General features: G+C 67.2%; 12 protein-coding genes. 8 read left to right on the forward strand and 4 right to left on the reverse strand.

The features are described 5' to 3' along the window. Positions 1-125 precede the first annotated feature (125 nt). The 3 genes from MLGJGCBP_RS12300 (at position 126) to MLGJGCBP_RS12310 (ending at position 2935) form a co-directional block, all read left to right on the forward strand. Positions 126-488, forward strand: a complete 363-nt coding sequence (locus tag MLGJGCBP_RS12300) for a PadR family transcriptional regulator (RefSeq protein ID WP_087557526.1) — start codon at positions 126-128, stop codon at positions 486-488. After that, positions 488-1834, forward strand: a complete 1347-nt coding sequence (locus MLGJGCBP_RS12305; protein ID WP_160095878.1) for a permease prefix domain 1-containing protein — start codon at positions 488-490, stop codon at positions 1832-1834. The genes MLGJGCBP_RS12300 and MLGJGCBP_RS12305 overlap by 1 nt, the downstream gene beginning before the upstream one ends. Positions 1835-1945: 111 nt before the next feature. Then, positions 1946-2935 carry a rod shape-determining protein gene (locus tag MLGJGCBP_RS12310; protein ID WP_087557527.1) on the forward strand — a complete coding sequence of 330 codons (990 nt, stop codon included), beginning with the start codon at positions 1946-1948 and terminating at the stop codon, positions 2933-2935. Here MLGJGCBP_RS12310 and MLGJGCBP_RS12315 read toward each other — a convergent pair whose 3' ends face one another. From MLGJGCBP_RS12315 to MLGJGCBP_RS12325, 3 genes are all read right to left on the reverse strand, one after another. Next, positions 2936-5767 (reverse strand): FtsW/RodA/SpoVE family cell cycle protein, encoded by a 2832-nt coding sequence (locus MLGJGCBP_RS12315; protein ID WP_160095880.1) that lies wholly within the window; start codon positions 5765-5767, stop codon positions 2936-2938. It lies immediately after the preceding gene. Between the two features lie 15 nt (positions 5768-5782). Then, positions 5783-7015, reverse strand: coding sequence for a hypothetical protein (locus MLGJGCBP_RS12320; protein WP_160095882.1), 1233 nt, complete (start codon positions 7013-7015; stop codon positions 5783-5785). A 176-nt stretch (positions 7016-7191) separates the two neighbouring features. Next, positions 7192-8727, reverse strand: coding sequence for a hypothetical protein (locus MLGJGCBP_RS12325; protein WP_160095884.1), 1536 nt, complete (start codon positions 8725-8727; stop codon positions 7192-7194). A 176-nt stretch (positions 8728-8903) separates the two neighbouring features. Between MLGJGCBP_RS12325 and MLGJGCBP_RS12330 the strand changes: the two genes are divergently transcribed. From MLGJGCBP_RS12330 to MLGJGCBP_RS12350, 5 genes are all read left to right on the forward strand, one after another. Beyond that, positions 8904-9386, forward strand: a complete 483-nt coding sequence (locus MLGJGCBP_RS12330; RefSeq protein ID WP_087557531.1) for a DUF1931 family protein — start codon at positions 8904-8906, stop codon at positions 9384-9386. A 188-nt stretch (positions 9387-9574) separates the two neighbouring features. After that, positions 9575-9973, forward strand: coding sequence for a hypothetical protein (locus MLGJGCBP_RS12335; RefSeq protein WP_160095886.1), 399 nt, complete (start codon positions 9575-9577; stop codon positions 9971-9973). 251 nt (positions 9974-10224) lie between these two features. Beyond that, positions 10225-11694, forward strand: a complete 1470-nt coding sequence (locus MLGJGCBP_RS12340) for an APC family permease (RefSeq protein WP_087557533.1) — start codon at positions 10225-10227, stop codon at positions 11692-11694. Further along, positions 11678-13114: an FAD-binding oxidoreductase gene (locus tag MLGJGCBP_RS12345; RefSeq protein ID WP_236581052.1), complete on the forward strand. Its 1437-nt coding sequence runs from the start codon at positions 11678-11680 to the stop codon at positions 13112-13114. The genes MLGJGCBP_RS12340 and MLGJGCBP_RS12345 overlap by 17 nt, the downstream gene beginning before the upstream one ends. Before the next feature lie 13 nt (positions 13115-13127). Next, positions 13128-13427 carry an HNH endonuclease gene (locus tag MLGJGCBP_RS12350; protein WP_087557535.1) on the forward strand — a complete coding sequence of 100 codons (300 nt, stop codon included), beginning with the start codon at positions 13128-13130 and terminating at the stop codon, positions 13425-13427. Between the two features lie 14 nt (positions 13428-13441). Here the strand turns inward: MLGJGCBP_RS12350 and upp are convergent, their stop codons facing one another. Next, positions 13442-14071, reverse strand: a complete 630-nt coding sequence (upp, locus tag MLGJGCBP_RS12355; RefSeq protein WP_087557536.1) for a uracil phosphoribosyltransferase — start codon at positions 14069-14071, stop codon at positions 13442-13444. Positions 14072-14079: the final 8 nt, after the last annotated feature.

The raw sequence follows: 14079 nt of genomic DNA on the forward strand, positions 1-14079 counted from the left end.
ACGCTAACGAAGCGTCAACCCTGGGTTGTCGACCGAGGCATTCATTCCGCTCCGCGCCGAGAGGGCAATTGAGCGACGGGCAATCTGCTACTTTGATGGCTAGCAGATCTAGGGATAGGGGTTCTATGCATATCGAGAAAGATCTGGTGGCCGCGTCGGCCACTCCCCTGGTGCTCGGGATTCTCGCCGAGGGCGAGTCCTACGGGTACGCCATCCTGAAGCGGGTCAACGACCTGTCCGGCGGACGGATTCAGTGGACCGACGGCATGTTGTACCCCCTGCTGCATCGGCTCGAACGGCTGGGATTGGTGTCGGCCTCGTGGGGCGCCTCCGACAGCGGGCGGCGGCGCAAGCACTACACGATCACCGACAAGGGCCGGGAAATGCTGGCAGAACGGCGCGCCCAGTGGGATGTGGTCGCGGACGCACTGAGCCAGGTGTGGCGCTCCGTCCAACTGCCCCCGGCGCCCGCGGAAGGATGGTCGTGATGGATACCGACAAGGAACTCGAATCGCAGATCGGTCAGTGGCGGGGGTTCGTCGAGCGCCGTCACGCGATATCGGCCGCCGACACGGATGAGATGGAAGACCATCTACGCGATCAGATTTCGGATCTGTCCGCCGCCGGCCTGAAGACCGACGAGGCGTTCCTCGTCGCGGTCAAACGGATGGGCAACGTGGACGACATCTCCCGCGAGTTCGCGCGGGAGCACTCCGATCGGCTGTGGAAGCAACTCGTCCTGCTGCCCGCCGTGCCGGACGGCGATCGCACTCGCCCCACCCGTGAACTGCTCGTCGTTCTCGGGTTCGCGGTCGGCGCCGCGCTCGCCCTCAAAGCGGGCTTGGCGACACTCGACGAGCAGGACCTCGCCCGCAACCTCAGCCTGTTCGTTCTCCCCTTCCTCACCGGATACTTCGCGTGGAAGCGGAAGGTGACGCTCCGACTGGCCGCGGCACTGGTGGTGCCGTTCGCGCTGGCGGCGGTGCTGTTGAACGTCTTCCCGTTCGTCTCGAACGGCTCCACCGAGGTGATCGCCGCGATCCACACACCGATCGCGTTGTGGTTCGCGGTCGGCGTCGCGTACGTCGGCGGCCAGTGGCGGTCGGACCGGCGGCGGATGGATTTCATTCGATTCACCGGCGAATGGGTGGTCTACCTGACCCTCCTCGCCCTCGGCGGCGGCGTGCTCATCGGCCTGACGGTCAATGCTTTCGACGCCCTCGGACTGAGCGTCGAGTGGGTAGTCGAGGACTGGGTGCTGCCGTTCGGAGCGGCCGGTGCGGTCATCGTCGCCCCATGGCTCGTGGAGGCGAAACAGAACGTCGTGGAGAACATCGCCCCCGTCCTCACGCGGGTGTTCACACCACTGACGACTCTCATGCTGCTGGTGCTGCTCGTCGCGTTCGCGACGACGGGCAGCGTGGTCGACGTCGACCGGAACCTGCTGATCCTGATGGACCTCATCCTGGTCGTCGTCCTGGGCCTGCTGCTGTATGCGATTTCCGCCCGCGACCCCTACCTACCGCCCGACCTGTTCGACCGCCTCCAACTCGTCCTCGTCGTCAGCGCCCTCGCGGTCGACCTGCTGATGCTGTTCGCCATGCTCACGCGAATCGCGGAATTCGGCTTCACCCCGAACAAGGTGGCCGCACTCGGAATGAACCTGGTCCTCCTCGTCAATCTGACGTGGTCGGCCGTTCTCATCCTCGGGTTCCTGCGGGGCCGGCGCGAATTCGGGTCCACCGAACGCTGGCAGACCCGTTACCTCCCCGTGTTCGGTGTGTGGGCGGCGTTGATGGTCGGTGTGCTTCCACCACTGTTCGACTTCGCGTGACGACGTCGTGACCGCTTTCCGGGATTCTTCCAATGCACGCGATACCTTCCGAATGACGCTGCCGCTGCGTAACATCAAGCACATCTCGCTGGAATCCCTCTGGAGGCCGACGTGGGTGGACTTGGTATCGATCTCGGAACTGCCAACACTGTCGTCGGAACTCCCGACGACGGCATCGTACTGAACGAGCCTTCGTTCATGCTGGTTCGGACGAAGGAACCGCACCGTGCTCTTGCCATCGGCACCGAGGCGCGAAGTCTCGTCGGCCGTACGCCTATCGGGATAACTCCGGTGCGGCCGTTGCGTGACGGGGTGATAGTCGACCTGGAGTCGGCACGGGCCTTCGTGACGGCGATCGTCAAACGGGTGTCGCCGGGCAGGCGATACGGGGTGCGGCCCAAGGCCGTCATCTCGGTGCCTGCCGGCGCCACCCCGCTCGAGCGCAGGGCTCTGCTCGAGGTCGGGCACGAGGCCGGCCTGCGGAAGGTGGGGTTGGTGCCCGAGCCGGTCGCGGGTGCCCTCGGCTGCGGAATCAATCCGCTCGAAGCCCGCGCCCACCTCGTCGTCGACATCGGTGGCGGCACTTCGGAAATCACCGCCATCTGTTTCGGTGGCATTCTCTCCCACCGCAGTTGCCGACTCGCCGGGGACGAACTGACCAACGCGCTGTACCACTACCTGCGGTCGGAGCACAACATCGTCGTCGGCGAGCTCACCGCAGAGCGCGCGAAGCTGGGCGCACCGGACACCGACGAAGGGCAGTCACTCGTCGTCGAGGGGCGTGACGCCGCCACCGGCCGGGCACGGTTCGTCACTCTCGAAACCGAGGAGATCGTGGATGCATTGCGGCCGACCACAGCCGGAATCGTCCGCACCCTGACCGAGTGCCTCGAAGACCTTCCGCCCCAGGCGATCGGCGACGTGATGTCGGAAGGGCTGCTCGTGATCGGCGGCGGGGCGATGCTGCGCGGCCTCTCGCAGCTGCTCGAGGAAGCGTTCGGATTCCCGGTGAAGACGGCCGAGCGCCCCCTCACCTGCGTCGCCGAAGGCGCCACCGCGTGTCTCGTGCATCCCGAGGTCGTTGCCGCGTACAGCAGCTGATCACCGGGGCGGCGTCGGGGCAGGTGGTCGCGGGAAGTAGTGCTCGAGGATCTTCTTGACCACGGGGCCGGAAGTCGCGGACCCGGAACCGCCACCCCGGACCAGCGCCGTCACCACGATCTCGGGGGCGTCGAACGGCGCCACCGCGGAGAACCAGGCATTGAGTCCCTCCCCCGGCGCCGACGGATCCTCCGCAGTTCCGGTCTTGGCGCCGGCCGGTACCGGGAGGTCCGCGAGTTGCCCGGCGGTCCCGGCCGCCGCGGACGCCCGCATCCCGGCCCGGACAGGATCGAGACGATCCGCGAATGCGAGCCGCTGTGGTGGCTCTGTCGGGATGGGGATCAGTTCCGGCCCGTACGACGCGGCCAGCTGAGGAGTCACCATCGCGCCGGTGGCGACCCCGGACGTCCAGCGCGCGACCTGGATCGGGGTTGCGCTGACCGTGCCCTGCCCGATACCCATCAGCAGCGTCGACCCGGGATACCACGTGGACCCGATGCTTCCGACGTTCTCCGGGGTGCCGAGGAATCCCTCCGCCTCGCCGGGCAGGTCGATCCCGGACTGCCGTCCCGCGCCGAGCTGACTCGCGACGTCGGCCATCTTCTCCGGTCCCAGGAGCTCACCGAGTTTGTAGAAGTAGACGTTGTCGGACCATTGGATCGCCTGCAGCATATTGTTCGGGCCCATCGGCTGCCAGTTCCGGAACGTGTGGCCACCGTAGGTGTATGCCGCGCCGGTCTCGATCACCGCGTCGGGCGAGAGTACCGGGTACTGCATGTCCGCCGACGCGACGACGATCTTGAATGTCGAACCGGGCGGGACCGCGGTCTGGGTGGCGTTGTTGACCAACGCACTCGGGCCCGGGGTCTGGCTCTGCGCCGCGAGGGCGACGAGGTCGGCCGGGGGACCGTAGACATTGTTGTCGGCGCCCGGGACGCTGGCGAGCGCGAGCACGGCTCCGGTCCGCGCATCCATCACGACCGCGGCGCCGAGGTCGCCCTTACTGGTGCGCATCGCCTCCACGAGCGCATCGGTGGCCAGGGTCTGCACACCGATGTCGAGGTGCAGACGCAGATCGTGGCCCCGCACCGGGTCGACGCGCTCGCCGGTGGCCACCGGATTGCCCGATGGGTCGACGTACATGCACTGTTTGCCGTCACTGCCGCGGAGCAGAGCGTCGTACTGCTTCTCGAGTCCCGCCTTGCCGACCCGGGATCCGAGCGCGAGGTGTGGCCAGCGTTCCATGTCGTCGGCATCGGCGACCCCGACGTGTCCGAGGATGGACGCGAGTACGGCACCGTACGGGTACTGCCTGCGACCGGACGGCACCACGAGGACACCGGGAAGGTGCGCGTCCACGATGCGCCGAGCCTGATCGGGCGCGACTCTGCCCACCTCCACCTGGGTTTCACCGTCGCCGCCGGCGTCGATCAGGTCCGACAGCTCGTCGGGCGACTTCACGAGCAGCGCGGCGAGCCGGTTGCGGGCGTCGTCGTCGCTGTCCTCGAACATCCGAGCGACCACGGCAACGGCGTACTCGGCGACGTTCACCACGAGAGGGACACCGTTGCGGTCGACGATCAGTCCGCGTTCGGCAGGCAGGCGGATGCACCGCATCATCTGTGCATCGCTCATCGCCCGATACTCCGCACCCCGGTCGTGCTGCACCTGCCAGGCGAACACCGACATGGCCACGAGTGCGGCGATCATCGTCATCGTGCCCGCCGACACTCCGCGTGGGCGGCGCCGGCGACGGGGGTCGGGGGCCCACAGTGGTCGTGCGACGCCGTCGCGGCGCACCGCGAGTACCAGTCCGATGGCGGCGAATCCGACGATCGCGGCCGTCCCCCCATAGCTGAAGAGGGGAATCGGCATCCCGGTGTGGGGTAGCAGCGACAGACTCTGACCGATCGACACCAGAGCATGGATTCCGAACAACCCACCGATCCCGGCCGCGACGAGTGCAGCCTCCCGGGTCCGTGCCGTCCGCGCGGCGAGTGCGGCCCGCCACACGATCACCGACGTCGCCACCACGACGGCCAGGCCGGCGATCAGCCCCCACCCGTACACGAGGCTGGCGAACGCCAGATCGTGCTCCGATTCGGGGAGAAACTGTGCCCGCACGTCGTACAGCGGTTCTCGCGCCAGACCCCACAGGCCGCCACTGCCGATCGCGATGTTCGCCTGCAACTCGGCCCACCCCGCGCCTACCGGGTCGGCGTTGCTCGACAGGAACACGTGCACCCGTTCGAGCTGATACGGGCGGAGGAACAGCACCGCGAGCGGTAGCGACGCGATCCCCATCACGAACAACGGGACCAGCGGCAGCAACGGAACCCGCGCCAGGATGAGCATGAACCCGGCTGTCGCTACGAGCACGACGGCCGTCGACAGGTCGGGCTGTACCGCCACGAGTGCCACCGGCACCGCTGCAATCGCCAGGGTCGCGGCGAATCGCGCGAGGGTGAACCCACCCGCGAGCATGCCCGCGGGTACCAGAATCAGGGCGAGCTTGGCCAACTCGGAGGGCTGAACGGTGAACACGCCGAAGTTCAGCCAGCGCTGCGCGCCCTTCGTCGCGACTCCTGCGAGGGACACGGCCGCGAGCAACAGGGTTGCCACCGCGAACAGGGCCCACCCGAAGGCCCGGAGGTCACTGATACGCAGGCGGGACAACACCCACATGATCACGAGTCCGACCGCCGCGAAGAGGGCGTGTCGGACAGCGTGCCCCGTCATCCCGGTCGCCGTCAGATTCAGGAGTCCGAGCACGACGAGGACGATCGCCGCCCCGACGATCCACGGGTCGGATTCACGCTTGCCGTCCTGCATGGCAGCCCCCGGCGCTCAGCAGCGTGCGTTCTCGGCGGGTATCAGCAGTGGCTCCGACCCGGCCGTCGCCGGGGCGCTCGTGATCGCCGCGACGGCGAGCGCGGACCCCGGCGGAAGATCGGTCCGGACGATGCCGTACACCTGCTGGGACCCGGGCTGGACACGCTCCGACACCTCGCCGCCCGCCCGCACCTCGCCGGAGCAGCGATCGTACACGCTCACCCTCCACGTCACGGCATCGACAGTCGCCGCCGGATCGAGGTGGACGTCGACCCGGATCTCGCACGCCTGCCCGGGCCCGCACTCCCCGTTGGCGCGCGTGGCCGTGACGAGCGTGATCGGCCCGGCGCTGGCGGGCGCACCGACGTCGACGGGTGGCGGCACTCGTCCGGCCTCGGTCGTCGCCGGCGTGGGCTGATCAGCCGGGGGTTCCGGTGGCGGCGATACGGGTCGAATCTGATTCTGCTCCTCGGGATTCACCGGATTCAGGACGGCGTCCCAGCCTCGCTGCAGTTCAGTCCACGCCCGTGGAGCCATCCACACTGCGGCGAAAAGTATCAGGATCGCGACGAGCCCGAGAGCTCCCTGCCGCCGCGAGGGACGCCTCTTCCTGCGATGCCACGGATTCCGGACCGGCGGGAACCAGCCCGGCGATGCGAGAGTGAAACCGCTGACCACCGGCGGCGGCTTCTCACCGGCGGGCGGTTCCTCCACGGTGCGGCCGTCAAGGCGCGGTCGTCCCGTGGTCGCCGCGACCAGCCGGGCGAGTTGGCAGCGTTTCCGCCGCTCCTCGTCGGGTTCGACGTCGGGTTCGACCGCCAGGCGAACTCGTTGCAGCAGCGCATCGAGATCTGTTGTTTCGACCAGCGATTCGTGCAACCGGTCGGGCAGGGCCGAACCGCGACAGTTCGTCGCGATGCTTCGGAACAGCCCGGCAACCTCCTCGTTGAAATCTTGCCCGGACACCGCACCGCGCCCGTATTCGATCGTGAGATACCCGCTGTCGGACACCGTCACGTTTCGGATACGGCTGCGGTCCGGCCCTTCGCTGCGCGCCGGTTGGAGCTGATCGAGCGCATCGGCAACGAGCAGTGACGCCTGTGCCGGTGACAGTATCGCCGCCGCGAGGAGCCTTCCGAGTGCCACACCACTGACAGGGCCGGCGTGATCGGGTTGTGCGGGCGGTTCGGATCGAGCATCGGCGGGTTCGTTTCTCCTCGTGAGGAGCCCTGTCACTGCTTCGATCATCGCGCACCCCGACGCTCTGCCTCCCGCACCGTGCGAACGAGAACGGAGCGGACGGCGACGGACCTTGAGTTGGGCTTACCCTGTGCCGAAATCCTTTACGCCTGCGTCATTCCATTTAACTCCGGCCGATGCTCCGGCGTCCGCGAAATCGTCCCGTCCGCTTCCGCACAGTCTCGTCAGCGTTCGGTCGGGGGTACACCGAACGCCTGCACCACGCCCGCACCCCAGTCCCGCCATGCCGGGCAGGAAACAGGATCCCGGTGGTTCAGGAACCGGATCACCTCATCGTCGAAGGCGGCGGAGGTCGGTAGCGACGAGTGCGCGGCGCGGACCGGGCAGCCGTTGCGTTCGACGTCCAGGCGCCGACCGTGCGGCATCAACGGAAGATCGGCGGCCGACGCGATACTCAGCACGCGCACCTCTTCGGGCAGTCTCTCGCCGAGAACGGCCTGTGCGCTGCCCGCGTCCCCGAGCAGTTGCCGCGCCGCGGGAGTGTCCGGGTCGAAGGGGAAGAACGCGAACTCGATCGCGGGCACCGCCCAGCGCAACAGGTCGCCGAACACCCGCCCCGGTCGGGCGACTTGCGGCGGCGGAAATCCGAGCGGGGTATCCGGGAACACACCCACCAGGATCAGTACGTCCACCTGTGCCCGACCCGTGGCGACCGCTTCCCACGCGATCCAGCCGGCGTGGGAATGCGCGGCAACGGTCAACGGCCGCTGCAGGTTCGCCGCCTGCTCGGCGAACAGGGCGACCTGTTCTTCGACGGGCCGCTGGGTGTCGACCGGTTCGTAGGGGGCGCCCGTTCGGATCGGGCACGTGGACTCGCGTCGGGGCTGCCCACCACCGGTTCCGGCGTAGGAAAAGTAGTACACCTGTTCGCATTCGTAACCCAGCCGCTGCACGTCGGCCTGGAAAATCGCCCCCTCACCCGAACGCGAGTTGATACCGGACATGAGGAGCAGCGAACCAGCCTGTCGTGGTCCGGGTTCCGGATCGTCGTATGCGCGGGTCCGAACGAAGATCACCGACACGACCGTCGACGCGACGAGCACCGCGGCAAGTACCGCGGCGGGTCGCCTCAGCGGCGCACGGCCCATCGCCCACACCGTCAGCCCCGTCACCGCTGCAGAAGCCGGCACGAGCATCACGGTGAGGGCCGGCACGCGGTCCGCCAAGGCGCCCAGTGCGAGAATCGCCGCGCAGTACGGCAGCATCACCTCGATTCGCAGGCCGCGGCGCCACGTCCGCCCCATCGCCGCGCGCAGGGTGACACTGCCCTGCCACGGCACCGGCCCGAGTATCGACACCAGCACCGCGACGAGCGCTACCGCGGGCCAGAACGCCCGCGAGTACAGCATCGCGTAGGCGGTCGCGTCAGCGCACGACGCCAGCAGAACGGGGCCGAACGCAGTCGCGTAGAACGCTGTCGCGAAGCGGATACGCCTCGTGTCGAGTCCACCGAGCAGCCAGGCCATCAGCATGATCCGCACCGCCGACACGACGGCCAGCAACACCAGGAACTGCGGCCACGAGTCGGTGCGTACCAGCAGAAGTCGCAGGTCCGCGAACTGGTCCAGCGGCGGCAGCGCGACGAGGTGCAACAGTCCCGGCCACACCGGAACCACCCTGCACAGCGCGAGCACGACGACCAGCACAGCGGCGACCACCAACGGCCACCACCGCGTTCCGCGCCGCTCCCACCGGCTCATACCCTTGGCTGTACTCGCTGTCGGTGGTCGTGCACAACCCGGCCTGCCGGCCACGCAGGACTTCGTGCCGGACAACACGATTCCAGGGCGAGGCAGCTCTGTCACTGCGGCAGGATCATCCCGGCGGAAGAATGAACATGACATAGCCGGGGCGTATCGGGGAGGATGATCACCTGATGGACGGTGCGGAGGTCGGAAGCCACGGGTCGCTCATGACGTTCGACCAGTTCGAGGACATCTTCCGGGTGGCCGCCAGTATCGGCGTCGTGAGGGACGACTTTCACCGATTCGACGACGTCGTCACCGGGAAGCTGTACGACCTGCTCGTCGTCGCCCAGTCGGATGCCGCGGCTCAGCACCGCGACGTCATCGAACTCACCGACCTGCCGATCACCAGAGGCCTGCAAGAGAACATCGGATTGTTCCGGGAACTCGGCCCACACCTCCGGGTCGGCCCGATCCTCGAGCGACTGACCGGCTACCCGCCGCTCGACGGCGTCCTCGCCACCGACACCCGATCCGGGCTCCCGGACATCACCGGCGGGCTGAGCGTCGCCCTCGCGCGAACCTTCCGCATCGTCTACCCCGAGCTGAGGACCCTGCGGGCCCGGGCCACGCACTGGTCGCTGGTCAGCACCCTCGTCGACCTCTATCTCTGACGCCACCGACGACGGGTCACTGCCCACTCACAGCTTTGGGAACACCCCTGGGGGTGCAAACATCCACCCCCGGATGGAGGGTCGACCACCCCTCTGGGGGGAGTTGGCGGGGCCCCGTAACGGCGAAGACTGGTGTTCGTCCACAAGGGACACGGAAACCCACCCACACCAGACTCAGGAGCAACGCCATGAATTCGACCAAGACACGCATCGCCGCAGCAGCCGCAACGGGCGCCGCCCTCGGACTCGGAATGTTCCTGAGCCAGAGCGCCACTGCCATCGCCGCACCCGCGCAGTCGACGTCGCCTCAGGTCGTCTCTCCGGATTCCGGGCTCTCCCCGTACAAGGTCGAGGTCAGGGACCGTATCGGTTGCGCCAATGCATGGCCCATGGTCTCCTGCGACGCCCCCGACGAGGACGTGCCGCCGCAGGTCACCCTCGTCGAACCCGGCACCACCCTGGTCGAGCCCGGTGGCACATCCCTCTACGGTCCGGCCTCCGCGGTCATCCATCAGGTCAACTATCCCCTCGAGCCCGACGACGGGGTGATCTCCCACCCGCTCGATCCCGACATGCCCTGGATGTGATGTGACGACTACCTGAAATAGACGACTCGGCCGCCGGAGCCCATGGCCCCGGCGGCCGAGGTGTGTGAAGACGACTGTCCTGCGCAGCCGAAATATTTAGAAAGACGAACCATCGCTGACATTCGCACGCGCGAGGAGGACGATAAAACAGACCGGTCTCGCTCTGATCGTGGAACGGGTCCCGTTGTCGCGGGTCTTTTCGAAGCGATTCACCTTCTCCGCAGTTCCCGATCGAACGTGAGGCGGCCGAGATGACGGCAGAAAACGTGTTGGGCTCGCAGAGCGCCGATCAGGAATGTGAGGACTGCGGCTACAAACCGGAACTGAAGCGAACTCTCGGCTCCTTTCAAGTGTTCGCTGTGTCGTTCGCGTTCATCTCGGTGGCGGTCGGGATCTTCGGCACCTACGACGACGTCCTTCGAGACGCCGGGCCGGTGGGGATCTGGCTCTGGGTCGTCGTGGCGTTGGGGCAGACCCTGGTGGCGCTGGTGATCGCGCAATTCGCGGCCCGCATCCCTCTCAGCGGTTCCTCCTACCAGTGGGCCTCACGGCTGGCGAACCCGAAGATAGGCTGGCTGTTCGGTTGGCTGACCTTCTGTTACCTGGCGCTCGGCGTGGTGACGGTCGACAATGCGATGGCGAGCTCCGCCCTCATGCCGCTTTTCGGTATGGAGCCAGACGAGGGCACTGCGCGCGTGATCACGCTCGTCGTGGTGCTTGTCCAAGCAGTGCTCGTCGTGTTCTCCACGCGCCTCGTCGGCTTGATCACGTCGGGCGCGGTAGGACTCGAACTAGTGATCGTCGTGGTGCTGGCGGTCGGGCTCTTCGTCGCGGTGGCGGTCACGGGCGACGGCTCGGTCGGCAATCTCACTTCCCGCGGTGTCGCCGAGGGCGCCCCCAACTATTTCGCCGTCGGCGGCGGTTTGATGGCTGCCATGATCATGGGACTCGCCACGCTCGTCGGCTTCGATTCCGCGGCGAACATGGCAGAGGAGGCCAAGGATCCGTTTCGCAGCGTCCCGCGCGCGATCGTGGGATCGGTCGTGGCGGCGGCGGTGCTGGGACTGGTGTTTCTGATCGCGCTCACGATCGCGATCAAAGACGTTCCCCGGATCAGCGGCAGTGACACGCCAGTGGCGGCGATCCTGCGCGATCAACTGGGTCCGGTGATGGAGCGGACACTGCTGGTCGCGATCGCGTTTGCCTTCTTCGGCGCGGGGATGGTGACGTTGGCGACCTGCTCGCGGATGGTGTTCGCGATGTCCCGCGACGCACGTTTCCCTGCTCACCGGGTGATGCGCCGGGTCAATCCGCGCACGCAGACCCCCATTCCGGCGACCATCTTGATCGTCGTCATAGGGGTCGTCCTGATGGCTGCCCTGCCCGGAGGCGCACTGCTTGAGTTGCTCACGGTGGGGACAGTCATCTCGGCGGTCCTCTACGGCGGCATAATCGTCCTCTATCTTGCGGTCCGCAAACGATTGGAACGTAAGTCGGGCGCGTTCGATCTCGGGCGCTTCGAACTGCCGATCGCAATCGGTGCACTGGTGTGGTCGGCCTTCGTGGTGTTCGTGATCGTGTCGCCCTCGAGTGCGTTGACCTCGATTCTGATTGCGATCGGGTTGCTCCTAGCGGGCGGAGTGTATTTCGCCTACCTGTTGATATTCCAACGTGTGGTACTGGAAACCGAGCCCGGAGACGCCGATGTCTTCTCGCACTGACCGACTGACAACGCCCCTCACCGCCACCAACATGCTCACCGGTGACGTGGTGCGTCCGGGCGATTCCGGGTACGAGGAGGCGCGGGTCGGCTGGAACCGCCTGTATTCCCGCTACCCTGAGGCGATCGTGTTCTGCTGCGACACACAGGACGTGGTCAACGCGGTCCGTTGGGCGCGAGAAGAAGGCATCGCCCTGCGTGCCCGCAGCGGACGCCACAGTCTCGAGGGCTGGTCGTCACTGGACGGCGGCCTCGTTGTCGACGTCAGCCGGATGAAGAACATCGTGATCGACGAATCGGCGGGCACGGCGACCGTGGGAACGGGTCTGACGCAGATGGAGACGGTCGCGGCGCTCGGGCAACACGGCTTCGTCGTTCCTACCGGCTCGGAGGGCGGTGTGGGGCTCGGTGGTGTGATTCTCGGGGGCGGCTTCGGACTACTGACCCGCAGCATGGGCATGGCCTGCGACAACCTGCTCGCCGCGGACGTCGTGGTCGCCGACGGCGCACGCTCGGCGAAGGTCGTGGAGGCCTCCGCGGACAGCAACTCCGACCTGCTCTGGGCGTGCCGCGGTGGAGGCGGCGGCAACTTCGGGATCGCGACGTCCTACACATTGAAGCTGCACGAGCTGTCGAACGTCACCTTCCTGGTCGCGAGGTGGACCGGACACGGCGATCTCGGAGATCTGCTTCGAGCATGGCAGCGCGCGGCACCGGTCGCCGACGAGCGGCTGACGAGCGCACTCGAGGCGGATTCCACCGCGGTCGAGCTGTCTGCGCTGCTGCACGGTGGTTCGCGGCGAGAACTCGAGGACCAATTGCGCTCGCTGTTGACGATCGGCAGTCCCGACGTGACGGTGACGGAGGGTTCCTGGCCGACCGTGTACGGCGGCGTGGACAGGGGTCCGAACGACGTCGCCCTCTGGAAGTTCTACTCCCAGTTCGTCACCCGTCCGTTCCCCGACGAGGCGATCGATCTGATCGTCCGCTTCATGGGCAACACCCCCAGCCCGCCGAGCAACTTCTTCTGCTCGAGCTTCGGCGGGGCCGTGCGGCACGCGCCGCCGGGGGGATCCGCGTTCCCGCATCGCGACGCGCTGTTCTACTGCGAGCCGGGCGCAGCGTGGAACGACCCTGCACTGAACTCGGCGGCGCTGGGTTGGGCCGCCGACTTCTGGCGCGCGCTGCGCCCCTACGGCGACGGCGCCTACGTCAACGTGCCCAACGCCGCCGCGTCGGACTGGGAGTGCGAGTACTACGGCTCCCACCGCGAGCGGCTGCGGCAGGTCAAGGCCACTTACGACCCGGAGAACGTGTTCAACTTCGAGCAGAGCGTGCCCCCGTCGCCGGCTGACCCGTCCCGAGCCCTACCCTGGGGCGATGGCGGTCAACCGAAGTCGCAAGGCCAGGGGGGCCCGTAAACGCAAGCGTCGGATGGACAGTGTCGAGCACGACCTCACCGACGAGCAGTGGAATGCGCTCACCGAGGCGTGGGGCGGGTGCGCGTATTGCGGTGCGACCGACAAGCCGCTGCAACGCGACTGCGTCCAGGCGCTGTCCCGCGGCGGGCGGTACACCCTCGACAACATTGCCCCGGCCTGCGGCTCCTGCAACGCCAGCAAATGCAACGACGAGGTCACCGGCTGGCTGCGGCGCAAGCGGCTCGACGAGCGCGCATTCCTCCTGCGTCACATCGAGATCAAAACAGCGCTCGCGTTGCGGTTCCCCGCGTAACCACCGGCAACGTGCTATTTGGTGCCGAAGATGCGGTCGCCTGCGTCGCCGATGCCGGGCAGGATGTAGCCGTGCTCGTCGAGTTGGCGGTCGACGGCGGCGGTGTAGATCGGCACATCGGGATGGGCCTTGTCCAGCGCGGCAACGCCTTCCGGGCAGGTCAGCAGGCAGACGAACTTGATGGATTTGGGACCGCACTCCTTCAGCCGCTCCACCGCCGCCACCGCGGAATTGCCGGTCGCCAGTAGCGGATCGACCACGACCACGTCGCGCTCGTGCAGGTCGCCGGGCATCTTGAAGTAGTACTCGACCGCGCCGAGGGTCTTGGGATCGCGGTACAGACCGATATGCCCCACCCGCGCACCCGGCACGATCGTCAGCATGCCGTCCAGGATGCCGGTACCCGCGCGCAGGATGGAGACGAAGACCAGCTTCTTCCCGTCGATAACCCTGCCGGTCGTGACCTCGAGCGGCGTCTCGATCTCGACCTCCTGCATCGGGATGTCGCGCAGCACCTCGTACGTCATCAGCGCGGAGATCTCGTTCGCCAGTCGCCGAAAACTGTTGGTGGAGGCATCCTTACGGCGCATCATCGTGAGCTTGTGCTGCACCAGAGGGTGGTCGATCAGGTGTACTGTCCCCATGTGTTCGT

Origin of the sequence: Rhodococcus sp. T7 (assembly GCF_009872365.1) — a bacterium.
Classification (GTDB): domain Bacteria; phylum Actinomycetota; class Actinomycetes; order Mycobacteriales; family Mycobacteriaceae; genus Rhodococcus_F.